Genomic DNA, 21,305 nt, shown 5'->3' on the forward strand with positions numbered 1-21,305 from the left:
TCAGTTTGCGACCAACCATGAATAAAAAATCTGATTAACACCGTATTTAGAATAATCCGCAACGGATTAGTATCAGTTTGTAAGCGATAGCGCAATTAAAGCAGCTAGATTTAGTAAAGCAATAGGAGCAGGTATTTTGGCCACGCGTATCGAAAACAAAAAACTATCAAAGAGCAGCAGTGCTTGGATGAAAGAGCACATTGACGATCATTATGTACAAAAGGCTCAAAAAGATGGCTACCGTGCCCGTGCCGCTTATAAATTATTAGAGATTAACGAAAAAACCAACCTGATTAAAAAAGGCATGACGGTGGTAGATTTGGGTAGTGCACCTGGCAGTTGGTCTCAAGTAGCGGGACAGTTGGTTGGTGACGACGGTATCTTGATTGCCTCTGATATTTTGCCCATGGATGCTCTGCCTAATGTTACCTTTATTCAGGGTGATTTTCGTGAAGCTGAAGTGTTTGACGCCATTATGGCAGAAGTAGGCGATAGGCAAGTCGACGTGGTATTGTCTGATATGGCACCCAATACGGCGGGGAATAGCGCTATCGATCAGCCGCGTATGATGTACTTATGCGAGCTGGCAGTGGACTTTGCTTTATCAACCTTACCAAAAGGTGGCGCACTTATTATGAAAGTGTTTCAGGGCGAAGGCACACAAGAATTACGCAAGCAGATGCAGCAGGATTTTAGTAAGATTCGTAGTATAAAACCAGGTGCGTCACGTCCGCGCTCAAAAGAGATGTTTTGGGTGGCGATTAAATAGTTTTAACATCAATGAGTTGCTACTATTGTAAGCGAGTTAATCAGTCACCATAAACTATCATCATGGTCGTATAAAAAGCGCTACATTCATTAACTGAATAATCGCGAAACCTGCTTGAATTATGCAGGTTAGCGCCATATATCATGGTATATTACCTTTGTTTTTAGCATACGTTTTAGACAAAGTCGTCTGATAATAAGCGTTTTACAAGCTCAATGATCGTATATCTATGTTTATCTCATACTGATTATTTATAAAAGCAATTTTTATGCTACCTGTAAATCATATAAGTTTAATTTAGCAGCTTTTTATTATCGGGATACTCGTTAAAAATGAGCAATACGTTTATAGACGTCACGTGTTTAGTAAACACACCAATAAGTAAGGGATGGGAATAACTAGTGAGCGACATGGTAAAAAATACCTTATTGTGGCTGGTGGTAATCGGCGTTTTAGTGCTGGTGTTTAGCGGCTTTGATCAATCATCTGAGCCAGATAACCTTAACTACTCTGAGTTTGTGACCGCTGTGTCAGAAAACCAAGTAGCCAGTGTCGAAATTGACGGCGAACAGATCACCGGCGAAAAGAAAAATGGCTCAACTTTTGAGACCATTAGACCGGCTGTGTCAGATGACCAGTTGATGCCAATGCTACGTGAGAACCAAGTCGAAGTCCAAGGGACCGCACCAAAGCGCCAAAGCGTATTGATGCAACTACTGATAGCCAGTTTCCCAATTTTACTGATTATTGGTCTGTTTTTATTCTTTATGCGTAATATGCAGGGCGGTGCAGGCGGTAAAGGCGGCGGCCCAATGAGCTTTGGTAAGTCAAAAGCCAAAATGCTGACGGAAGACCAAATCAAGGTGAACTTCGAAGATGTGGCTGGTTGTGAAGAAGCCAAAGAAGAAGTCGTTGAAGTGGTTGACTTTTTACGTGATCCGGATAAATTTACCAAACTTGGTGCAACGATTCCTCGTGGTATCTTGATGGTAGGTCCACCGGGTACGGGTAAGACATTGTTAGCAAGAGCCATTGCTGGTGAAGCTAAAGTACCGTTCTTCTCAATTTCAGGTTCTGATTTTGTTGAGATGTTTGTTGGTGTTGGTGCATCACGTGTACGCGACATGTTTGAGCAGGCGAAAAAGAGCGCCCCTTGTATTATCTTTATTGATGAGATTGATGCAGTCGGTCGTCATCGTGGCTCTGGCATGGGCGGCGGTAACGACGAGCGTGAGCAGACATTGAACCAATTATTGGTTGAGATGGATGGTTTTGAAGGCAATGAAGGCGTTATCGTTATTGCTGCAACCAACCGTGCTGACGTGCTTGATAAAGCATTATTGCGTCCAGGTCGTTTTGACCGTCAGGTTCAAGTGGGCTTGCCAGATATCAAAGGCCGTGAGCAAATCTTAAAAGTACACTTAAGAAAGTTGCCGAACACCATCAGTGTCGATGCAGGTTCTCTTGCTCGTGGTACGCCAGGGTTCAGTGGTGCACAGCTTGCTAACCTTGTAAACGAAGCAGCCTTGTTTGCCGCGCGTCGTAACAAAACCAGCGTCGACATGAATGATTTTGAAGATGCAAAAGATAAGTTATACATGGGTCCTGAGCGCAAATCTATGGTGTTACGCGAAGAAGAGCGCCGTGCGACCGCGTATCACGAAGCGGGTCATGCACTAGTAGCTGAACTACTGCCAGGTACAGATCCGGTGCATAAGGTCACTATCATGCCTCGTGGTTTTGCGCTTGGTGTTACTTGGCAGCTGCCTGAGCACGATCAAACCAGTATGTATAAATCTAAGATGTTAAGCGACATTGCGATTTTGTTCGGTGGTCGTATCGCTGAAGAAGTCTTTATTAATCAAATGTCAACGGGTGCTTCAAATGACTTTGAACGTGCAACCAAAATGGCACGCGCCATGGTAACCAAGTACGGTATGTCTGATGCACTAGGTATCATGGTGTATGAAGATGATGACAGCTCGCAAGGATACTTTGGCGGTGGTGGTCGTACGATTTCAGAAGCCACGCAGCAAAAGGTTGATGAAGAAGTGCGCCGTATGCTAGAAGAGCAGTACGATATCGCTCGCGAATTGATTGAAGCCAATCAAGATAAAATGCATGCAATGGTTGAAGCGCTCATGAACTGGGAAACCATCGACCGTGACCAACTGCAAGATATTCTAGCAGGTGAAGAACCGCGTCCACCAAGAGTCTATCAGCATAACGAAGTCAACTTGTCAAAAAATGACATTAAGACGACTACTTCTACACCGCCACCATTACCGGCGATGTAAGGCAGTTCTGATTGTAGTTTAATAAAAGGCCCTTTATCATAAAGGGCTTTTTTATTGCTTTCATTTTATGAAGGGCTTAGGACGTCATAAGATTTACTGGTATCATAAGCACAGATAACGAACTCTCGAGCTATTTTATACAACTTATTTATGATGGATCGGTCATGTCATTATTTCAGCCTTTACCCAACTATAAAATATCGAGCCGTAATAAAACCTTGAATTTGTCTGAGCCGCATATCATGGGTATCTTGAATGTAACGCCAGATTCATTCTCGGATGGTGGGCGGTTTAATGCGGTAGAGAATGCCGTTGCTCATTGTCAGCAGATGATAGATAACGGTGCTACTATTATTGATATTGGCGGTGAATCTACTCGCCCCAATGCAGATGCTGTATCGACTACTGAAGAGCTACAACGGGTTGTGCCAGTGGTACAAGCTATACGCCAGCATTGTGGAGATGATATTTGGTTATCTATTGATACCAGCAACCCAGAGGTCATGCAGGCAGCGTTTGATGCTGGTGCTGATATTTGGAACGATGTCAGGGCGTTAAAACGTACTGGCGCTGCAGAACTGGCCGCTAGCCTTGATATTCCTGTCATGCTGATGCATATGCGCGGTGAGCCAACGACGATGAACAATCTGGCACAGTATGATAATGTAATTGATGAAGTGAGCACAGAACTGACCACACGTATCAAAGAGGTAACGCGCCTTGGGGTTAAGCAGGAAAATATTATTATTGATCCAGGTTTTGGTTTTGCCAAAAACTATGAGCATCATTGTGCTTTATTAAGTCAGTTAGACAGCTTACAGGCATTGAGTTTGCCAATGATGTTTGGTATTTCACGTAAGCGCTTTTTAGGAGAGGTATTGACCAATAGTGGTGTCAAAACAGTACAGACCACTCAAGCCATAGAACGAGACGCAGTAGGGACTGCTGCTGGGATATTTGCGCTACAACAAGGTGCCAGCATCATTCGCACGCATAATGTAGACATGATGCAGCAAGCAGTGGCACTATGGAGTCAATTATCAGCGTACCATCATGAGCATTGTATTATTAATACAAATACTCGATAAAGCCACACCGTGATAAATACAATATCTACAATCTAATTTTCCACTATGATTGAATACCACATCAAAAACTATTGAAATGAAAGAGAGTATCTTTATGACCAGTATCACTCAGCCAGAACCGACCAATGAGCAGCGCCGTATTATTTATCAAGCTCGTCGCGGCTTGAAAGAGTTAGATTTTTATATCGATCCTTATGTCAAAGAGCTGTATCTGACAGCAGATTCTGCTGAGCAAGAGACCTTTGCTCAAATGCTCACCCATGAGGACCCGGATCTATTGGATTATTTTACCAATCAAAATCGTCCAGCAGAGGATGATATATGGGCACTCGTTAATAAAATAAAAACATGGCGACACACCAAAGATTTGGTTTAGAGGCTTTGTATTTGATAGGCACAATACTGATGATTTCTCATGGCGCGCCCATATGACCCTAGCAACGGCGCTGCGCATTGATACAGCTATTCATTCTACCAGTCGGCTACGCCGGCTGCTCTATGTGGGTTTAACTGCGATCATGATTGTCTTAGCGTGGCTTGCGGCTTTGGCATGGTGGCAATATTTGCTGATTTTGACTGTCTCGCTAGCCATTGTTGGCTATTTATTTCTGACACGTTTGACACTACGACATCTGAGTCAGCCGCCACTTGATCAACGTATGGATAAACAGTGGCAGTTGTTGATTCAGACAAGTCGAGGCGATGAGCTGTGGCAAGCACAGCTACTCTCTACACATTACTATCAATGGGCGATAAATCTTGAGTTCAACATAGTAGAGCCTTATCAGCGCCCTCTATCTATCACCATATTTTGTGATCAAGTAAGCCCAGAGGAATGGCGAACGCTTAGTGTTTTAGCCAATATTAATAAGGATTAAACAGGGTAAAATATACTGATTGATCTTCACGTTTCTATTTAGTCTTACTCATCTGTTATAGGCTTACGAATGCCTACATGTCATAACAAAATACCTATCTTGGTCTCCAAAGAGTTTTGTTATATTAAAAGTCAATAACAAAGCACATAAACCGACTGTCTCATTTCTCAAATTTATACAAGCGAAAAGCAAGTATTTATAGGATTAAGCAGTAGGTTCTTATGATAAATAATATGACGATAAGAGGAAGAGATCATGAGTTTATTAGGGAATTTAGTGAGCCAAGTGGCCCGTAGTGCGATGAATCCAGAGGATGCTCAACGCCATCCAGTGAATCAACGTATCAATCCACGTCGTACAGGTGGCTTGGGCGATATACTAGGCAGTGTGTTAGGCGGCAGCAACCAGACAGGTGGATACAATCCTCAGCAGTATGATCGCAAACCTGACAATGGTTTTGGTTTAGATGATATCATTGGTGGTCTGGCTGGTGGCAGTCAGCGTGGTAGCGTCAGCTCAGGCGCTGGTGGACTGGGAGATATTTTAGGCAGTGTACTAGGGGGTCAGCGTAACAGTAGTGGCTTTGGTGGTAAGGGGATGCTTATCGCTGTCCTTATGCCAATGGTGCTGAGCTGGATCAAGCGTAATGGCGGTATCGGCGGTGCACTATCGAAAATTACTGGTATGGGTCATGGCGACCAGGTACGCTCTTGGATGAGTACCAATGAAATCAATGACAATCTAGACCCAAGTGAGATAAATCAGCTGTTTGATGAGCGTGAGATTCAGCAAGTAGCAGCGCGTACGGGTGCAAACGAAACAGAAGTACGTCAAGGTTTGGCTGAATTACTACCTGAGGTAATGAACCAGCTAACGCCTAACGGCAATCTAGATAATGAAGTAGAAGCTAATGAAGAGATTGATCAAATTATCAATCAGTTATCTAGTCGTCTTGGAACATTAAAATAACAAATAGTTTGAATACCGCCTAGATTTATATCATGAGAGCGCGTTTAATAACGTGCTCTTCTTTGTGTTCATTACAATGACAATGGTATTGATGTTCAGAGATCGTTTGGCAGTGCTATGAAGATTTCAAAAGCGCTCATCTAACGTCTCTACGGTGTAGTTGAGTGCTGCAAAGCAGATATCTGTATTAAACCCTCGGTACTGCAAAAATCGCAACTGCTTAGCTTTTTCTTTTTGCTCAGTAGGTAGGTCATCACCGTATTTTTTGGTACGGGCTACCACAGCCAGTTTTAGCCAATCAACCCCCTCAACTAAGCTGTCATCAGGATCAACGAACTCGCGAAACTCTTCAGACTCACTATTTGCCATATCAATCAATTCATCGATGTTACCTGGCATCGCGATTTTTTTGCGATAGAACTCTTGCTTGATACGCCCGCGTCCCCGACCTTTACGGATATTCTCACGTATCAGCATAAGAGTGGTGCGGTAGTCACTTTGATAGCCTTTTTCCTCAAACTCATCAAGTAGGGCATCTATTTTTTCTGGGTCTTGTTCTTTGTCGATTAGCTTTTGCTTGAGCTCAGCTTTGCCGTATTCGCGTCGTGACAAGTAATAGAAGGCAAGCCAACGTAGCCGGCTCTCAGCTTTGATAGCATCAATCTCTGCTTGTTTTTGCTCTGGGGTACGCAGGTAAGCTTTAAGCGCGGCTGGTATATTATCGTTTTGGTTTTCTACTGCACTATCATCAAATGATGGACGTTCACTTCCGCATTCTGATTGCTCAAACGAGGGAGCATAGTTGTCGTTTTCAGCTATGTCATTCTCTGCATCACCACTATGTACGCTGTTCTTGACCTCGGCCAGCATCTCTTTGATGGTTTGTGCTTCAGGTGGCTGATAAGCAGGTGTATCGCTTGACTCAGCGGTGAAGTTAGCAGCTGGATGAAAGCGTTTTTTACGTTTTTTGGATTTAGAGTTTTTTTTTATCTTAGCAGAAGATTCTTCAAAATATGATGTGTCAACAGTAGGCTCACTAGTGCTTGAATGATCTTGATCTGGGACTTTAGAAAGCTTGCTAGATTTACCTGATTTGTTAGATGTGTTTTGATAGGAGTGTTTAGTAGGTTTTTTTCGTTTGCTATCAACAGAACTAGCTGAGCCGGTTTCCGACTCAGCTAAGATTTCAGCCAATGTTTTAATTTTCATAATAAGTCATGATTATTTATAGCAGCTACTGATAATAGACAGACCATTATTGTACAGAGTCAGGTGCCAGTTCTACATCGTCAGTTTCAGGCGCTTTGCTATCTTTTTTCTTACCAAGCTTTTCATCACGAATTTTATCTTCGATCTCTTTGGCGATAGCAGGGTTTTCTTTTAAGAAAAGCACAGAGTTGGCTTTACCTTGACCGATTTTTTCATCGCCATAGCTGTACCAAGAACCTGCCTTACCAACCGCGCCAATCTCGACACCCAAGTCAATCACTTCGGCCAAGTGGTTGGTACCTTCGCCATAAGTAATCTCAAACTCAGCTTGGCGGAACGGCGGTGCCATTTTGTTCTTGATGACTTTAACACGAGTTTGGTTACCGATGATGTCATCGCCATTTTTGACCGCACCAATGCGGCGAATGTCCATACGTACAGAGGCGTAGAATTTAAGGGCATTACCACCAGTTGTAGTCTCTGGGCTACCAAACATAACACCAATTTTCATACGGATTTGGTTAATAAACACAACCATACAATTAGAGCGTTTAGCATTACCAGTAATCTTACGTAGCGCTTGGCTCATCAGACGCGCTTGTAGGCCCATATGTGAGTCGCCCATCTCGCCTTCAATTTCTGCACGCGGAGTCAAGGCAGCAACCGAGTCAACAACGATCATATCGATTGCGCCTGAACGCACGAGCATGTCAGTAATTTCAAGCGCTTGCTCACCGTTATCAGGCTGTGACAGTAATAAGTCGTCGGTATTGACGCCTAGCTTGCGTGCATACACAGGGTCAAGCGCATGCTCAGCATCGATAAATGCACAGGTGCCGCCTTGTTTTTGACACTCCGCGATTGCTTGCAAGGTCATTGTGGTTTTACCTGAGCTCTCAGGGCCGTAGATCTCGATGATACGACCCTTCGGCAATCCACCAATACCAAGTGCGATATCTAGACCAAGAGAACCTGTTGAGACCACATCGGCATCAAGAATGGCTGAATCATCACCCAGATGCATGATGGTATTTTTACCAAATTGCTTTTCAATTTGACCTAATGCCGCTTTGAGGGCTTTGGCTTTATTGTCGTCCATACTGGATTCCTTTTTTGATAATTGATTTGGCGCTATAGATAAAAGATTTATACGTCTAAGAGTGATAACTGGTGCATACTGAGCAGCGCTAATAAGATAAATCATATAGCTATTCGCGCTCTGACAACTGGCTTAAATACACAGGTTGTCATATGACTGCTATCAGTAGTAATATCGAGATATCGCTCTACTATACAGTAAAATTAAATAACGAGAGAAGTAAAAATAAGTTCATAATCAATCACAGTTACAATAGCTTTTGAGTCGGATATTAACGGCTAATAGCTATCTGAATCTCTGTAGTGCTATTGATTCGATAGAGTAATTATAACAAAATCCAAGCGCGATATTGAGTCTTGGACGACGCTAAACGACACTGAATGTCGTACGATATAAGAGTGAGGATTCACGAAGATAGCCATCTCTTCAAATGTGTTTTTGAAACTGATAACAGCTATGTTTGTCAATAGACTTATGAGTTGTCCACAGCAAATAATGTACTCATTTTTACTGGTTGTGAAACATTATAAACGGCTAAATTATTTTTAAAAATATTTAAAATAATTTTTTATGGCTTTATATTTAATATAAGTTATTGTTTTTAAATGATTTTTAAATTGTACAAAAAATGAACGATTTTATCTTAACCTTTAAGTTACCTAGGCATATGGTTGTCAAGTGGCCACTTATACACAGGGTTATCCACAGCTTATGGGGAGAACTCTTGAAGCCCTTATGGTATCTATGCTTGCGTGTATAGGTTATATATTGCAAGCTTCCAGTATCAAGCGTTGAAGATGATTTTTCGTTGACAAACTGTGCTCTGGCCGCTATGTTTCACATAATTACAATTTGTGATTCTTCCACGTATTACCATACTATAGGGCTTTGAAGTCAAGAGTATGACGAGATAAAAGCAACCAACGACCCGCCAAGCATATTTATTGCTGTGATAGCAAGCTTATAAACGGGCATAAAAAAGCGGCTAAATAGAATAGCCGCTTTGTCAAAATTATCGATAGCAAGATTGTGTTTGCTAGTCTTTGATATAGATCAAATCCCAGACCCCGTGACCACGCTCAAGGCCGCGGCGCTCAAATTTGGTCATTGGACGAAAGTCAGGACGGTCGGTGAAGTTGCCTGCGCCTGCTTTGTTGGTCAATCCAGCAAACCCATCCAATACCTCAACCATCCAAAATGCATAGTGCTCCCAATCCGTGGCTGTATGAAACCAGCCGCCTTGTTTTAGACTGCGCGTAACGATAGCCATACGCTCAGGACTGACGAAACGGCGTTTGTAATGACGCTTCTTTTGCCATGGATCAGGGAAGTAAAGCTGGATACGGTCAATATGATTTTCTGGTAATTGCTTCAGCAATTGAATAGCATCGCCATTGATGATTTTGACATTGCTCAAGTTCTGCGTTCCTGCCATATAAGCGCATTTACCAATACCTGGCTCATGCACTTCGACACCGACAAAATTGCGCGCGGGCTCTGCGGCTGCCATCTCGATAAATGAATCACCCAAACCAAAACCAATCTCCAAGGTCAGCGGTGCGTCAGAACCATTCGGGCTATCAGCGAACAATACTCGCAAGTCATCAATACCTGAAAGGTCGCCATCGCCGAAACTGTTATTGACCAGATACTCAGAAAACTCTGGTGAGGTGAGTGCTAGCTCGGCGTTTTTGTTCATATGCGTGCGCCGCTTCATAAACGTATTAACGATGCGGATATGTTTGTCAGAGCTAGGTTCTATCTCTTGGCTAGCGTTTGTATCCGTATCGATAGGCGCACTAGTATTATTAAAGGTTTGCTCATCAGTAGTATCAAGGCTGTTGATGGTGTCATTGATATCAGAATGTTGACTCATAGGATTTGTAAGGCTTAATTAAGTGGGTGATGTTGGCTCATTATAAGTTAAATCCATACAACTGTGAACGTGCAATCCTATTTTAGCGCGTTTGCTGCTCAGTTCTGTCGTTTCTCTATCCTAGATATGGGTTTTAGCGTTATTATAGTGTCATCGTTAAGAGATATTTTTCCTAAGAGTCAGTAGAGCGTATTGCCATGCTATTTATTGAGACGGATTCACCGCCACCGTTTTATCAAGAGTCATTAACACCTGCTAAACGCAAGCAACTGGATCAATGGTTTATCGGTGATCGTACTCAGCGCTATTATCTCAAGCGCTTTGAGCAGTTTGATCAGCAAGGCTATCTGTCGCCAAAATGGCATTGGGCCGCATTTTTTATTACTTTTCCTTGGCTGTTATACCGTAAACGTTATATGGATGCCATTGTGTATAGCGTGGCAGGATGGTCATTTATTCAGCTTAATGTCGCTATTGTGCTTGTTGCCTTTGAGTTTGTGGCGATGTCTTATGTGCCAGACGTTTATCAAATGGCGACGCGGATTGGTATTGCTGCGATTATTTGGTTGTTTTGGTCTGCTATGGTGGCACGCTGGACAGATGCATATTATTACCGGATGGCGCGACGTGAGATCGCGGATGCGATTAACGATCATCCGCGAGATGAGGCGGCACAACAAGCACATTTAAAAAGAGAAGGTGGCGTCAGTTTATTTGGATTGGCGCTAGGATTTGGTTTTTTTGCCTTTGCATTATTGGTCATTAAGGTGCAGTTTTTACCTATCATCGCCAAACCAAAAGAAAATGAGGTGCTATTTGATGCTTATGATATTGCCAAAAATGCCCAAAACCGAGTGGCATTGATTTATCAGCAGACTGGGCGGTGTCCTGTAGATTTGCCACTCAGTACCGAGCAGCAGCAGGTACGTATGCATGTCGATAGTCAAGCGGCTGGTGTGCTAGAGACGGATTGCGCGGTGATTGCTACGATCCAGAACGTGACATTTCCAATCCGCTATCTGAACGAGCAGACATTGGTTTTTTATCATATACCAGACAGTGATAACTGGGATTGCACAAGCTCACTAAATAAAAAACAAGCCCCTAAAAACTGTCTATCTGACTAGGGGCTATACCTATCTAGTTTTTGCTAGTGTTTAGAGTCTGTTGCGGTATCGTGTGGTTCGTCAACTGGCGTCGCTTGGCTCTTTAAGGCTTCGTAGAAATCGGTCAAATCCATCTTGCGCGCTTTGCCGATATCTTCATCAAATAGGCTTTCAAGCTCTGCCATCGCTGATTGTGCGGACTCAATCATGCTGGCTTCATCATCGTAAATGGCTTGCTGACGCTCAATTAAGTCATCATCATAATCACGGAATGTTTTTACTGTCTCTCGAGCTTTTTCCGGAGAGATACCGAGTAGCTGTAGCGATTCACGTGACATATCTAAAGATGACAAGTAAGTCTCACGCCAAATGTGACGCACACCAACTTCGCGTAAGCGGTAGTAATGCTGACGATCCCGCGCCCTGGCTAATACAATCAGCTCAGGATAGTTTTTGCGTAAATACTGAGCGGTAGTGATGGAGCGCTCTAGGTCATCAATGGCCAAAATAAAGACACGCGCCTTTTGAATACCGGCAGCTCGTAGAATCTCAGGGTTTTTTGGATCGCCGTAATAGACTTGGTTACCAAATTTACGCACGAAATCTACTCGGTTGGCAGAACGTTCAATGGCTGTGAATTCAATGTTATGCATACGAAGCACACGACCAATGATCTGACCGACTCGGCCAAAGCCTGCGATAATTACCTGATGCTCATGATCGGGAATGGTGTCGTATTCTCGACTTGGTTTGCGTTTGGCAAATAATGGTTCGCCTATTTTTTCTAACAACAAAAAGGCTAATGGTGTCAGTGCCATTGAGATCGTAACGACAAGGTTTAGCGTATTGGCAAGATCAGGACGTAAGACACTTTGGGCGGTGGCGACACTGAACAGAACAAAGGCAAATTCACCGCCTTGTGCCAAGGTCACACCCAATCTGATACTGGTTGGCCAGCGGTTGCCAGATACTTTGGCAATGGCTGCAATCACTGCAAATTTGATAAACATTAAAGCGAGGGCACAGCCAATGATAAATATCGGCTTGGCCAAAATGAGTTTGACGTCAGTGAGCATACCGACCGACATGAAAAATAGACCCAATAGCAATCCTTTAAACGGTTCGATACTGGCCTCTAACTCGTGACGATACTCAGAGTCAGCTAACAACACGCCTGTCAAAAATGCACCTAGTGCCATTGATAGACCAATTTGACCCATCAAAATAGACACGCCCATAACAATAAATAACGCGACTGCTGTCAGTAATTCTGAAGCACCGCTTGAGGCCACAAACTTAAAGAATGGTCGAACCACATAACGACTGGCAAAAATGAGACCAGCAAAGACTGCGAATACTTTACCAAAGTACAGTAAATCGTAGCTTTGCTCACGAACCCCCGATAGGAACGGAATGACTGCTAATAAAGGAATAACCGCGATATCTTGGAATAGTAAGATAGTAAAAGCTTCGCGGCCATGTGTGCTCGAAAGTTGCTGTTTTTCGGTCAATATCTGTAGCACAAAAGCGGTCGAGGAGAGTGCTAAACCAAAGCCAACGATAAAAGCAGTATCTAGCTGTAAGGCGAAAAAATGGTGCAATAGCCCCATCAATAGTGTACCAGTCAGCCCAACCTGTAGACCGCCAAGAACGAATATAGAGCGACGCAGCGCCCAAAGCCGCGATGGCTGCAGCTCAAGCCCGATGATAAATAGCAGCATGACCACGCCAAACTCTGAAAAGTGCAGTAGACTTTCAGCATCACCCGCCACATCCAAACCGCTTGGACCCAATATAAGCCCTGTGATGAGGTAGCCTAGGACCGTTGCAATACCGAAGCGTTTACCAAGGGGAACAAAGAGCAGCGCTGCTCCCAAAAAGATAGTGGCTTGTAACATTAAATTTGGTGAGCCGGCGGCGGCAGCGAACATCTGGAATCCTCAGAAATTAGGACAAAATAAGCAATTTAAAACGGGTATAACTAAAATTAGACTCGCGAAAAAATATAGCATCAACATACATTATTTTTTGCGATAAATCTTCCAAACACCATTATCTGCAAGCGGATTATTATAAGCGTCGTTGCGGCGCTTGCGCGGTGTTTGCCTGCTGTCGACAATCTTAAAATCAGGCAAAGCATGGACGATAAGACCAGTACGATAAAAACGTACCCGTTCAGGCTCTAGCATCTCACCCTTGCTATCGCGGCAAAACACATAAGCGCGCAGATCGATAAACTCACGATGAGCGACCAAACGCGCGTCGTCATCATTATCCAGTACCGCTGTCATGCGAGCGACTTCATCATCAGTGTAGTCACCACATTTATCAGTCAGTGCCCCAACTGAGCCAAAGCTTTTAGATTCCTTGGCTCGCGTTTTGGTTAAATGTAGGCGCTGAACATGGTAGATAAACTGCGGTATCTCAAGACTGGCAGGCAATGGCAGATAATCAGGTGGCATATTGGCCGCGGGATAAAAATCCTTGGCGCGCTCAAGTAGATTTTGCCAACGTTGCTGATAAGCCTGTACCTCTGCTAAGTTGCCTTCATAGATAGGCATATCGCGAATCTGGCGCAAAATATCAGGCGGAAATTGCTCATGACGAAAGTTTGCAATGTCCTCTTGCAGCGTCGATAGCAAAACTTTGGCGTGTTTTTTGCCGTCTTTTGACGTAGGATCATCGATATAGTCTGGGGCGACAAAGGGTGCTGAACGTCTAGACATAATGTTATATCATCAATAGATCGTGAAAAGGGGTAGTCAGTCTTAAGTATACAGAATTTATATCAAAAATATGGTCGAGAGATAGGGTTTTTCATCAGTTTTAACATGCTATTACAATCGTAGAAACAAGTTTTAGGCAAACTTAAGTGAAACCTTATTATTTTATTGGCTCATAGGTTTTCATTTTTAATACTATGTAAGACAACAATGATTTATAGCCAATCAGATTATTGAGAATGACCGTTATGAGTAACTACTCATCAGAACTGACAGCTTGTCCTAAGTGGCGAGCCTCATTGAAGATGATTGGCAAATAGCCTTTATCGTCATTTGTACCGGTGTCATACTCGCACTTGGGTTTTGGTTGCTGATGATGTCAAACATGGGCTCAGTCTATTTGCCAAATATCTGCAATGGCTGCCTCGATATATGGGTCAGAATGATGTTACTCATGGTTGGTATCAGCCTTTGGGTGTTGGTGGCTGCTTGGATTATTTGGCACATATTGCTTTATTTATATCATTTGATAAAACATAACCAATAATTGGTCAGGTTTCTAACAATACTGGTATTTGCTCTTAATGATTATGACCAATATGACTGTTGCCAGCAGGTGCTTGTCCCGAAATATCGCAAACAAGAGCCTCACTATGTGAGCTGTTTTTTGGATGTGACAAACTTTCAACTTGAATAGTCGCATGATGAATACCGAGCGCTGATAGGCTTTGTTCAAGATTGGCAATGAGGCTACTCGACTCATGAATACTCATGTCTCCATCGACTACAACATGGCAGGATAGGGCGTGTAGGCCACTGGTAATACTCCAAACGTGTAGGTCATGGACTTTTTGTACTTGAGGGTGTGCGAGTAATTTTTGCTCAACGTTGACTAGCGATATGTTGGCAGGGGTGCCTTCCATTAATATATGCACAGAATCACGTACGACACGGTATCCACTGACTAATATAAGAATGGCGACAATCACGGATGCCACAGCATCTGCCCATACCCAGCCAAACCCCATCATCAACAGCGCAGCGATAATAGCAGCAACAGAGCCCAGCAGATCGCTCAGCACGTGCAAATAAGCACTTTGCATATTGAGATTGACAGGTTCTTTATTATCGGGTGTTTTTGTTAATGCGGCATCGTTACTACCATGATTGTGCCCGTGTGACTCTCCACCTTGACTGCCGCGGTGCATGAGCCATGCAACTAAGATATTGACCAGCATACCGACCGTCGCCACAATCAGCATACCTTGGGTTGCGATTTCTGGTGGAGAGTTAAAGCGTTTGATCGCTTCATAAAAAATCATCAAGGCGATAAAAACGAGCGTAGCGCCATTCAGGGTCGCGACCAGTATCTCAAAACGCTTATAGCCAAATGTTTTTTGATGCGTGGCTGCTTTTTCACCAATTTTGAATGCCATCAAGGTCGCGCCTAAAGCAACCGCATCGCTCAGCATGTGACCTGCGTCGGACAATAGCGCCAAGCTACCAGTAAGCCAGCCGCCAATAGCCTCTATAAACATATAACCAGTGATAATAATAAAGCTAAACAGCAAGGTGCGCTGATAACCTTTGGTGTCTTGCGATGATGACGATTCTAACTGGTCGTCATGGTCATGACTGTACTCATGGCTATGGTGATTATGATCGTGCTCGTCAGTGCTAAGATTATTTTGATTCATAACAACACTCAAGTCAGCTAATAGCGAGGTTTAGTAAACAATATCCATTGTGGTTCAGGTAGCAGGAGGTTTTTGGATACATACCACCTGATAGTGGTTATAAATCTAACATAGCCACGCCTGAGAAGCTGTAACGACAAAGTAAAAATCATTAGGAGGCACAAATCACAAAAATTACAACACTATATAGAACACCGACGAATGATAAGTGTCGGTTTTACCAACCAACGGGGTCAATGTCTAAGGTAAGCTTGAGGTATTTAGCACTTGGTAAGGCAAGTACGGGCTGCCACCATTGGTTCAATACATGATGTAAGTGCGCACGATCTTTGGCTAAGAGTAGTAGCTGCGCATGATAGCGGCTGTTCTTTTTACTCATTGGGGCATCAATAGGACCAAGAACCGCAAGATGGTGCGCACTGGGTAAGTGAGCAATAGCATCCTTGAGCGCTTGTGTGGTAGCTGCCAGCGTCTTGCCCTCACAGCGTATCAGTGCGGCATGACTGTGAGGCGGTAAGCCCATCATTTTACGCTCTTGCAGTAGCTCGCGGGCAAACGATAAATAACCATCTTTGACCAGTTTTAACAGTAATTCATTGTCAGGCTGTAGGGTCTGGATCAAGACGCGACCCACTTTGTCACCTCGACCCGCACGGCCAGCTACTTGTATCATGAGCTGCGCTGTATGCTCAGGTGAGCGAAAGTCTGCTGATAAAAATCCGCGATCGGCATTGGGTAAGCAGACCAGCGTGACATTAGGAAAGTGATGACCTTTAGCCACCATTTGTGTACCAACTAATATCGCAGGATCGCCTTGATTGATTTGCTGATAGATATTTTCCCAGCTGTCTTTTCGTCTTGTGGTATCACGATCGATTTGGATAATTGGATAAATCACTTTGCTGGTTTGGGGATTGGCAAAGATTGCATGCAGGTTTTCGCTGAGCCTTGTCGTACCCATACCTTTGGCATCTAGGTTTTGACTGCCACAATCAGGGCATACTGTAGGAATATAAGCCTGCCAATCGCAATGGTGGCATTTTAAATAAGAGCTACCTGAATAGCCGCTGCGCTGCGCCAGACTGTTATAGTGAACGGTCAAATGAGCATCACAGCGGGGACAATCTGCCTGCCAACCGCAAGCCTCACACAATAAAACAGGCGCATAGCCACGACGATTCAAAAATACCAGGACTTGATCGCCGGCTTCTAACGTTTGCTTAATTGCCCCAATCATTGAGTCTGTCAGCCCCGTGTCATAGCGAGCACCATCATGTTGCGCTTGCTGGTGAGTGCTTTGCAGGCGCGCATCAATCAGTTGCATGGTTGCAGGCTTGGCATTGCCGGGACGAGTCAGTAGTTGATACTCTATCAGCTTGCCGTCTTCGACCAGTTTCAGATGCTCAAGAGAAGGCGTTGCCGTACCTAATATGACTGGTATGTTGTGCTGTAGGCCGCGATAGAGTGCGACATCAGCCGCATGATAACGTAGAGTATCCTGCTGTTTGTACGAGCCATCATGCGCCTCATCAACGACTATCAATCCCAATGCTGCAAATGGATAGAGCACTGCTGAGCGCGTACCGATGATAATTTGTGCATGACCGGTGCGGCAGTCTTGCCAGCCTTGCAAACGATGGGTATCAGTCAAGCCGGAATGCAGCAAAACAATATGAGCGGCAAATCGACTAGCAAAGCGTGCACGTGTCTGCGGTGTGAGACCAATTTCTGGCACCAAGATCAGCACTTGCTTGCCTGCTTCTAGTACCGCCTGCATCGCTTGTAAGTAGACTTCAGTTTTGCCGCTACCAGTAATACCATTTAATAAAAAGCCAGTATAGATTTCAGATTTATGCGCAGCAACGATGGCATCAACGGCAAATTTCTGCTCATCATTGAGATCAAGCGGCATTTTTGCCAATTTCACGGGAGAAGGGGATTGCTTGGTTTGGATATAGCGCTCGATTAGACCTTTGTCTTCGAGCGTTTTTAAAAATGCTCGCTGCATCCCTTCTAATAGCAAAACATCTTCACTAGCACCGCGCTCACCATGTAGCTTTAGCATGTCAAACTGCTGCTTTTGCTTTTTTGCATTGGCACGAAAATCATCATCAGTGATATGCGGCAATATTCGCCAATGAGTAATTAGCAGATCTAGTGGCTTACCTTGGCGGACAAGGCTTGGCAGGATGACGGCTAAGACATCACCGAGTGGATAATGATAATAGCGAGCGAGCCAATAAGCCAGCTTGAGCATGCTGGGATCCAAAATAGGGTCAGCGTCCAAACATTTATTAATCGGTTTGATTTTATTGACGGGTACACTGCTTTCATCTTCAGAAACATGAGCAATCACGATACCAATTAAGGTTTGGCGACCAAATGAAACCTCAACGCGACTTCCAATTGACGGCATCAGACGGTCTGGCGAAGCAAGCATATCCGCCGGTAAGCTATAGTCAAACACCCGATAAAGGGGTACGGGCAGCGCAACTTGTACCAACATAAACGGCTTCGCAGTCTTATCAGATTAATATTGATGTGAAATGAAGAAAAAGAGGCAGAGACCAATAAGCTTAGCATGATGCTAAGCTTATGATAGATTGACTGTTATAGGAGTATCTAAAAAAATTACTATCAGTTTAGTCAATATATAAGATAGATTCGATTTCGACCACGCCACCTTTAGGTAGGGCTGCGACTTGTACGGCAGCACGAGCAGGATATGGCTCGCTTAGGTTCGCCACAAATACTTCGTTTAAAACCGCAAAGTCACTCAAGTCAGTCAAAGATACATTAAATTTAACCACGTCATTGATGCTACCACCAGCCGCTTCACAGATCGCTTTAATGTTTTCGAACACTTGCTCAGCCTGTGCTTTAAAACCTTCTTTTAATTCCATGGTTTCAGGGTCAAAACCAAGCTGACCTGAAATATAAACGGTGTTGCCAACTTTTACGGCTTGTGAGTAAGTGCCTACAGCTGCGGGAGCTTTATCTGTTTGGATCGTTTGACGAGTCATATTATGTCCTTTTCGTATTTTATTGGTTGGTCTGTTGCTCACTGACAAGCAACAGTGCCTATTATTGTTTTAGAGATTGTCAAAACCTCAGCGCGATGCGTTCAAATCTGACTAGACAAAGAGTTTGCTAGACAGGCAGGGTTATTATAATTGATATAGCCGTATGATGTTAGGGAAGCCGAGTAATGAACGCAGCTCACGAATGCCTTGAGCCAAGTGATTGCGACTGCGTACGATGATATGGATGATAGTATCACTATTACGTACGTCAACGGTCTCAACCCCCATATGCAGCTGGCGCAGATGATAAATCACTTTACTGATTTGCTCATCGCTAAGCGCAATAGACAGCTTTAAGTAAGCAGGAAAACGTATTTTGCCGCTATTTTTTATATCATGCTCGTCTGTTTCACCTTGTTTTACAGCGTTATCACTACGCCAACGCAGTTGAATCACCTGATAGGGATTGTCTTTACGAATGTCGTCAAGCGAAAAGCATTTGTGTCGATGAACGACCAAGCCGTGCCGAGATAAGTGCCCAACGATAGGGTCACCATAGATTGGATGACAGCAGTTAGCAAAATCGAGCTCAACCCCAGAGGCATTGGCAATCAGCTGCTGTGGCTGTGTCATGTCTTCGTTGTGCGCTTTGGCTTGTACGTCACTGACTTCATCGTTAAACAAACGAGTGACTACAAGCTGTGGCAGTAGTGTACCGGAGCTTATTTGTTCGAATAGGGCGTTTTTTTCAGTCACACCGCGCCATTCAGTCAGATCTTTCCAATCATCCTCTGTTAGGTCATCGAGCGTTTTTTGATAGGTTTTAAGGGCACGATCTAACGCTTGACGACCATGATGCTGCTTGTCAGCGGTAGATAAGTCTTTGAACCAACGTAATATCTCTTCACGCGCTTTGTTGGTCACCACAAATCCTAACCATTCTGCTTTTGGTTCTGAGTGACTGTTTATCTCAATTTCAACGGACTGTCCGTTTTTTACCACGGTACCGAGTTTTGCTGCTTTATCATCGATATTGGCACCGACAGCGACGTTACCAACCATAGGCCCGACTGCGTAAGCAAAGTCTAATGCTGTTGCCCCTTGTGGTAGCTCATAGGCACGACCTTGCGGGCTATAACAAATAATCTTACTCGAATGCAAATAATCCATCAGCTCATTAATAGTCGAGACCGCTGCTGAAAAGTTAGGACTATTCTCATTTAAGTTGTCTTCATCGACCAAGTCTTTCATGTTACGCAGTGACGCTTGGATAACTGATTGACTGACTTCAGAGGCGTGCTCTGCACCGATAACGCCGAGCCTTGCAGCACTTTGCATTTGCTTGGTCAAAATAGTCACTTTTACGACATCGTTGTCGCGCTCATAAATGAGCGTGAGTGATTGATTGCCACCTGGTAACGGCCTGCGAATATTATCAGCAATGTGCGTATCATCAATTTGATACTTTTTAATAAGATAATACGCCAACTTGTCACAAGCTTCGATATTATCGAGGACAATCTCAAATGCATAGTGACGTAGCAGCGTGTTAATTTCTCCGCGATTGCGGAAAAACTGACGGTAAATGACCACACGATTGTCTAACACTTTGACCAGTCCGTTGAGCCCCAAATTATTAAGCACGATACTCAGATAACGATGAATGGCTTCTCTTTGGAAATTACGCCCAAGTCCATGCTGTAGCAGCTTATCAGATATCTTGTTGTACATATCAGAATCAAGGTTACGATAACACAGCACCTCAATATAATCGGCGATATCATTAAGACCCATCAAGCGTGCAAATGGCACATAAAAATCTAACGTTTCTTGTGCTGTCGTACGTTGTTTTTCAGGGCGCACGGCATCAAGCGTGGACATATTATGCAGGCGGTCCGCAAGCTTAATAATAAGTACCCGTGGATCTGCGAGTGTGGCTGTTAAAATTTTGTGAAAGGTCGCGGCTTTGTTTTGCTGCTTATTGTGAGAGGAGGATTTTAGTTTTGTCACACCATCGACCAGCCTAGCCACTATCTTGCCGTAACGCTGCTCGAGCTGCTCGTCACTCACGTCGGTGTCTTCGACCGTATCATGCAAAATCGCTGCAATAATGGTATCTCGATCTAAGCGAAAGCCCGCCAGTATCTCAGCCACTGCGATAGGGTGAGTGATATAAGGTTCCCCTGATTTACGCTTGTCTTTAATGTGCGCAATATCACCGAACTCACAGGCATCAACAATGTCACGGCGCTCAGCAGCAGTGAGATAACCGACTGAACGCAGCAAGTTATATTGAGCGTCATCGACGAGATGATGACTGAGTTTGGGTAGGGTTTGACTCATAAATGACGATCCTATTGTCCATGACTGACTTGATTATGGATTGAAGTAAGCAGTGAATGGTGACTGAATATTGACCAACCATACGAAACTTAAGTAGGGATAGGCCATTCTCTAATTAATCGCAAATCGCATTCAATGTCAACTGATAAGCGAGTAGGCGATGAAAAAATTTGACTCAGTGGGCTATTTTGATAGATAAATGGCTATCAAAACAGCAAATACAATACA

At 43.8% G+C, this 21,305-nt stretch carries 16 protein-coding genes; 7 read left to right on the plus strand and 9 right to left on the minus strand.

Features of this window, described 5'->3' with window-relative positions; all coding sequences use genetic code 11:
- Positions 1-136: 136 nt before the first annotated feature.
- The 6 genes from AOT82_RS11260 (at position 137) to AOT82_RS11285 (ending at position 6,001) form a co-directional block, all read left to right on the plus strand.
- A complete protein-coding gene (locus AOT82_RS11260; RefSeq protein ID WP_071003051.1) occupies positions 137-769 on the plus strand; it encodes an RlmE family RNA methyltransferase in 633 nt (210 codons plus the stop codon).
- Between the two features lie 401 nt (positions 770-1,170).
- Positions 1,171-3,066: an ATP-dependent zinc metalloprotease FtsH gene (gene ftsH / locus AOT82_RS11265; protein ID WP_071003052.1), complete on the plus strand. Its 1,896-nt coding sequence runs from the start codon at positions 1,171-1,173 to the stop codon at positions 3,064-3,066.
- 164 nt (positions 3,067-3,230) lie between these two features.
- Positions 3,231-4,154: a dihydropteroate synthase gene (gene folP, locus AOT82_RS11270; RefSeq protein WP_071003053.1), complete on the plus strand. Its 924-nt coding sequence runs from the start codon at positions 3,231-3,233 to the stop codon at positions 4,152-4,154.
- Between the two features lie 94 nt (positions 4,155-4,248).
- A complete protein-coding gene (locus AOT82_RS11275) occupies positions 4,249-4,530 on the plus strand; it encodes an FAD assembly factor SdhE (protein WP_058024586.1) in 282 nt (93 codons plus the stop codon).
- Positions 4,531-4,582: 52 nt separating this feature from the next.
- Positions 4,583-5,032: a hypothetical protein gene (locus AOT82_RS11280; protein WP_071003054.1), complete on the plus strand. Its 450-nt coding sequence runs from the start codon at positions 4,583-4,585 to the stop codon at positions 5,030-5,032.
- Between the two features lie 255 nt (positions 5,033-5,287).
- Positions 5,288-6,001: a YidB family protein gene (locus tag AOT82_RS11285; RefSeq protein ID WP_071003055.1), complete on the plus strand. Its 714-nt coding sequence runs from the start codon at positions 5,288-5,290 to the stop codon at positions 5,999-6,001.
- Positions 6,002-6,127: 126 nt separating this feature from the next.
- Here the strand turns inward: AOT82_RS11285 and AOT82_RS11290 are convergent, their stop codons facing one another.
- From AOT82_RS11290 to trmB, 3 genes are all read right to left on the minus strand, one after another.
- Positions 6,128-7,210, minus strand: a complete 1,083-nt coding sequence (locus AOT82_RS11290) for a regulatory protein RecX (RefSeq protein ID WP_071003056.1) — start codon at positions 7,208-7,210, stop codon at positions 6,128-6,130.
- A gap of 46 nt (positions 7,211-7,256) precedes the next feature.
- Positions 7,257-8,309, minus strand: coding sequence for a recombinase RecA (gene recA, locus AOT82_RS11295; protein WP_071003057.1), 1,053 nt, complete (start codon positions 8,307-8,309; stop codon positions 7,257-7,259).
- A 1,036-nt stretch (positions 8,310-9,345) separates the two neighbouring features.
- Positions 9,346-10,185, minus strand: coding sequence for a tRNA (guanosine(46)-N7)-methyltransferase TrmB (gene trmB, locus AOT82_RS11300; RefSeq protein WP_071003058.1), 840 nt, complete (start codon positions 10,183-10,185; stop codon positions 9,346-9,348).
- 197 nt (positions 10,186-10,382) lie between these two features.
- Here trmB and AOT82_RS11305 point away from each other — a divergent pair, with 197 nt between their 5' ends.
- A complete protein-coding gene (locus AOT82_RS11305; RefSeq protein WP_071003059.1) occupies positions 10,383-11,312 on the plus strand; it encodes a DUF2628 domain-containing protein in 930 nt (309 codons plus the stop codon).
- A gap of 23 nt (positions 11,313-11,335) precedes the next feature.
- Here the strand turns inward: AOT82_RS11305 and AOT82_RS11310 are convergent, their stop codons facing one another.
- From AOT82_RS11310 to AOT82_RS11340, 6 genes are all read right to left on the minus strand, one after another.
- Complete coding sequence (locus tag AOT82_RS11310) at positions 11,336-13,222, minus strand: monovalent cation:proton antiporter-2 (CPA2) family protein (protein ID WP_071003060.1); 1,887 nt, start codon at positions 13,220-13,222, stop codon at positions 11,336-11,338.
- 90 nt (positions 13,223-13,312) lie between these two features.
- Positions 13,313-14,017: a hypothetical protein gene (locus tag AOT82_RS11315; RefSeq protein WP_058024595.1), complete on the minus strand. Its 705-nt coding sequence runs from the start codon at positions 14,015-14,017 to the stop codon at positions 13,313-13,315.
- Between the two features lie 578 nt (positions 14,018-14,595).
- Positions 14,596-15,711: a cation diffusion facilitator family transporter gene (locus tag AOT82_RS11325; protein WP_071003063.1), complete on the minus strand. Its 1,116-nt coding sequence runs from the start codon at positions 15,709-15,711 to the stop codon at positions 14,596-14,598.
- Between the two features lie 217 nt (positions 15,712-15,928).
- A complete protein-coding gene (locus AOT82_RS11330; RefSeq protein ID WP_071003064.1) occupies positions 15,929-18,217 on the minus strand; it encodes a primosomal protein N' in 2,289 nt (762 codons plus the stop codon).
- Positions 18,218-18,353: 136 nt separating this feature from the next.
- Positions 18,354-18,734 carry a RidA family protein gene (locus AOT82_RS11335; protein ID WP_071003066.1) on the minus strand — a complete coding sequence of 127 codons (381 nt, stop codon included), beginning with the start codon at positions 18,732-18,734 and terminating at the stop codon, positions 18,354-18,356.
- 144 nt (positions 18,735-18,878) lie between these two features.
- Complete coding sequence (locus AOT82_RS11340; RefSeq protein ID WP_071003068.1) at positions 18,879-21,077, minus strand: RelA/SpoT family protein; 2,199 nt, start codon at positions 21,075-21,077, stop codon at positions 18,879-18,881.
- Positions 21,078-21,305 lie beyond the last annotated feature (228 nt).

The sequence above is a fragment of the Psychrobacter sp. AntiMn-1 genome, from assembly GCF_001854065.1.
In the GTDB taxonomy this organism is placed as follows: Bacteria; Pseudomonadota; Gammaproteobacteria; order Pseudomonadales; family Moraxellaceae; genus Psychrobacter; species Psychrobacter pacificensis.

Bases quoted from the DNA above. Each gene is read 5' to 3' on its own strand.
- folP (WP_071003053.1), top strand. From the start codon at position 3,231: ATGTCATTATTTCAGCCTTTACCCAACTATAAAATATCGAGCCGTAAT.
- AOT82_RS11275 (WP_058024586.1), top strand. From the start codon at position 4,249: ATGACCAGTATCACTCAGCCAGAACCGACCAATGAGCAGCGCCGTATT.
- AOT82_RS11280 (WP_071003054.1), top strand. From the start codon at position 4,583: ATGACCCTAGCAACGGCGCTGCGCATTGATACAGCTATTCATTCTACC.
- AOT82_RS11285 (WP_071003055.1), top strand. From the start codon at position 5,288: ATGAGTTTATTAGGGAATTTAGTGAGCCAAGTGGCCCGTAGTGCGATG.
- AOT82_RS11290 (WP_071003056.1), bottom strand. From the start codon at position 7,210: ATGAAAATTAAAACATTGGCTGAAATCTTAGCTGAGTCGGAAACCGGC.
- recA (WP_071003057.1), bottom strand. From the start codon at position 8,309: ATGGACGACAATAAAGCCAAAGCCCTCAAAGCGGCATTAGGTCAAATT.
- trmB (WP_071003058.1), bottom strand. From the start codon at position 10,185: ATGAGTCAACATTCTGATATCAATGACACCATCAACAGCCTTGATACT.
- AOT82_RS11305 (WP_071003059.1), top strand. From the start codon at position 10,383: ATGCTATTTATTGAGACGGATTCACCGCCACCGTTTTATCAAGAGTCA.
- AOT82_RS11310 (WP_071003060.1), bottom strand. From the start codon at position 13,222: ATGTTCGCTGCCGCCGCCGGCTCACCAAATTTAATGTTACAAGCCACT.
- AOT82_RS11315 (WP_058024595.1), bottom strand. From the start codon at position 14,017: ATGTCTAGACGTTCAGCACCCTTTGTCGCCCCAGACTATATCGATGAT.
- AOT82_RS11325 (WP_071003063.1), bottom strand. From the start codon at position 15,711: ATGAATCAAAATAATCTTAGCACTGACGAGCACGATCATAATCACCAT.
- AOT82_RS11330 (WP_071003064.1), bottom strand. From the start codon at position 18,217: ATGTTGGTACAAGTTGCGCTGCCCGTACCCCTTTATCGGGTGTTTGAC.
- AOT82_RS11335 (WP_071003066.1), bottom strand. From the start codon at position 18,734: ATGACTCGTCAAACGATCCAAACAGATAAAGCTCCCGCAGCTGTAGGC.
- AOT82_RS11340 (WP_071003068.1), bottom strand. From the start codon at position 21,077: ATGAGTCAAACCCTACCCAAACTCAGTCATCATCTCGTCGATGACGCT.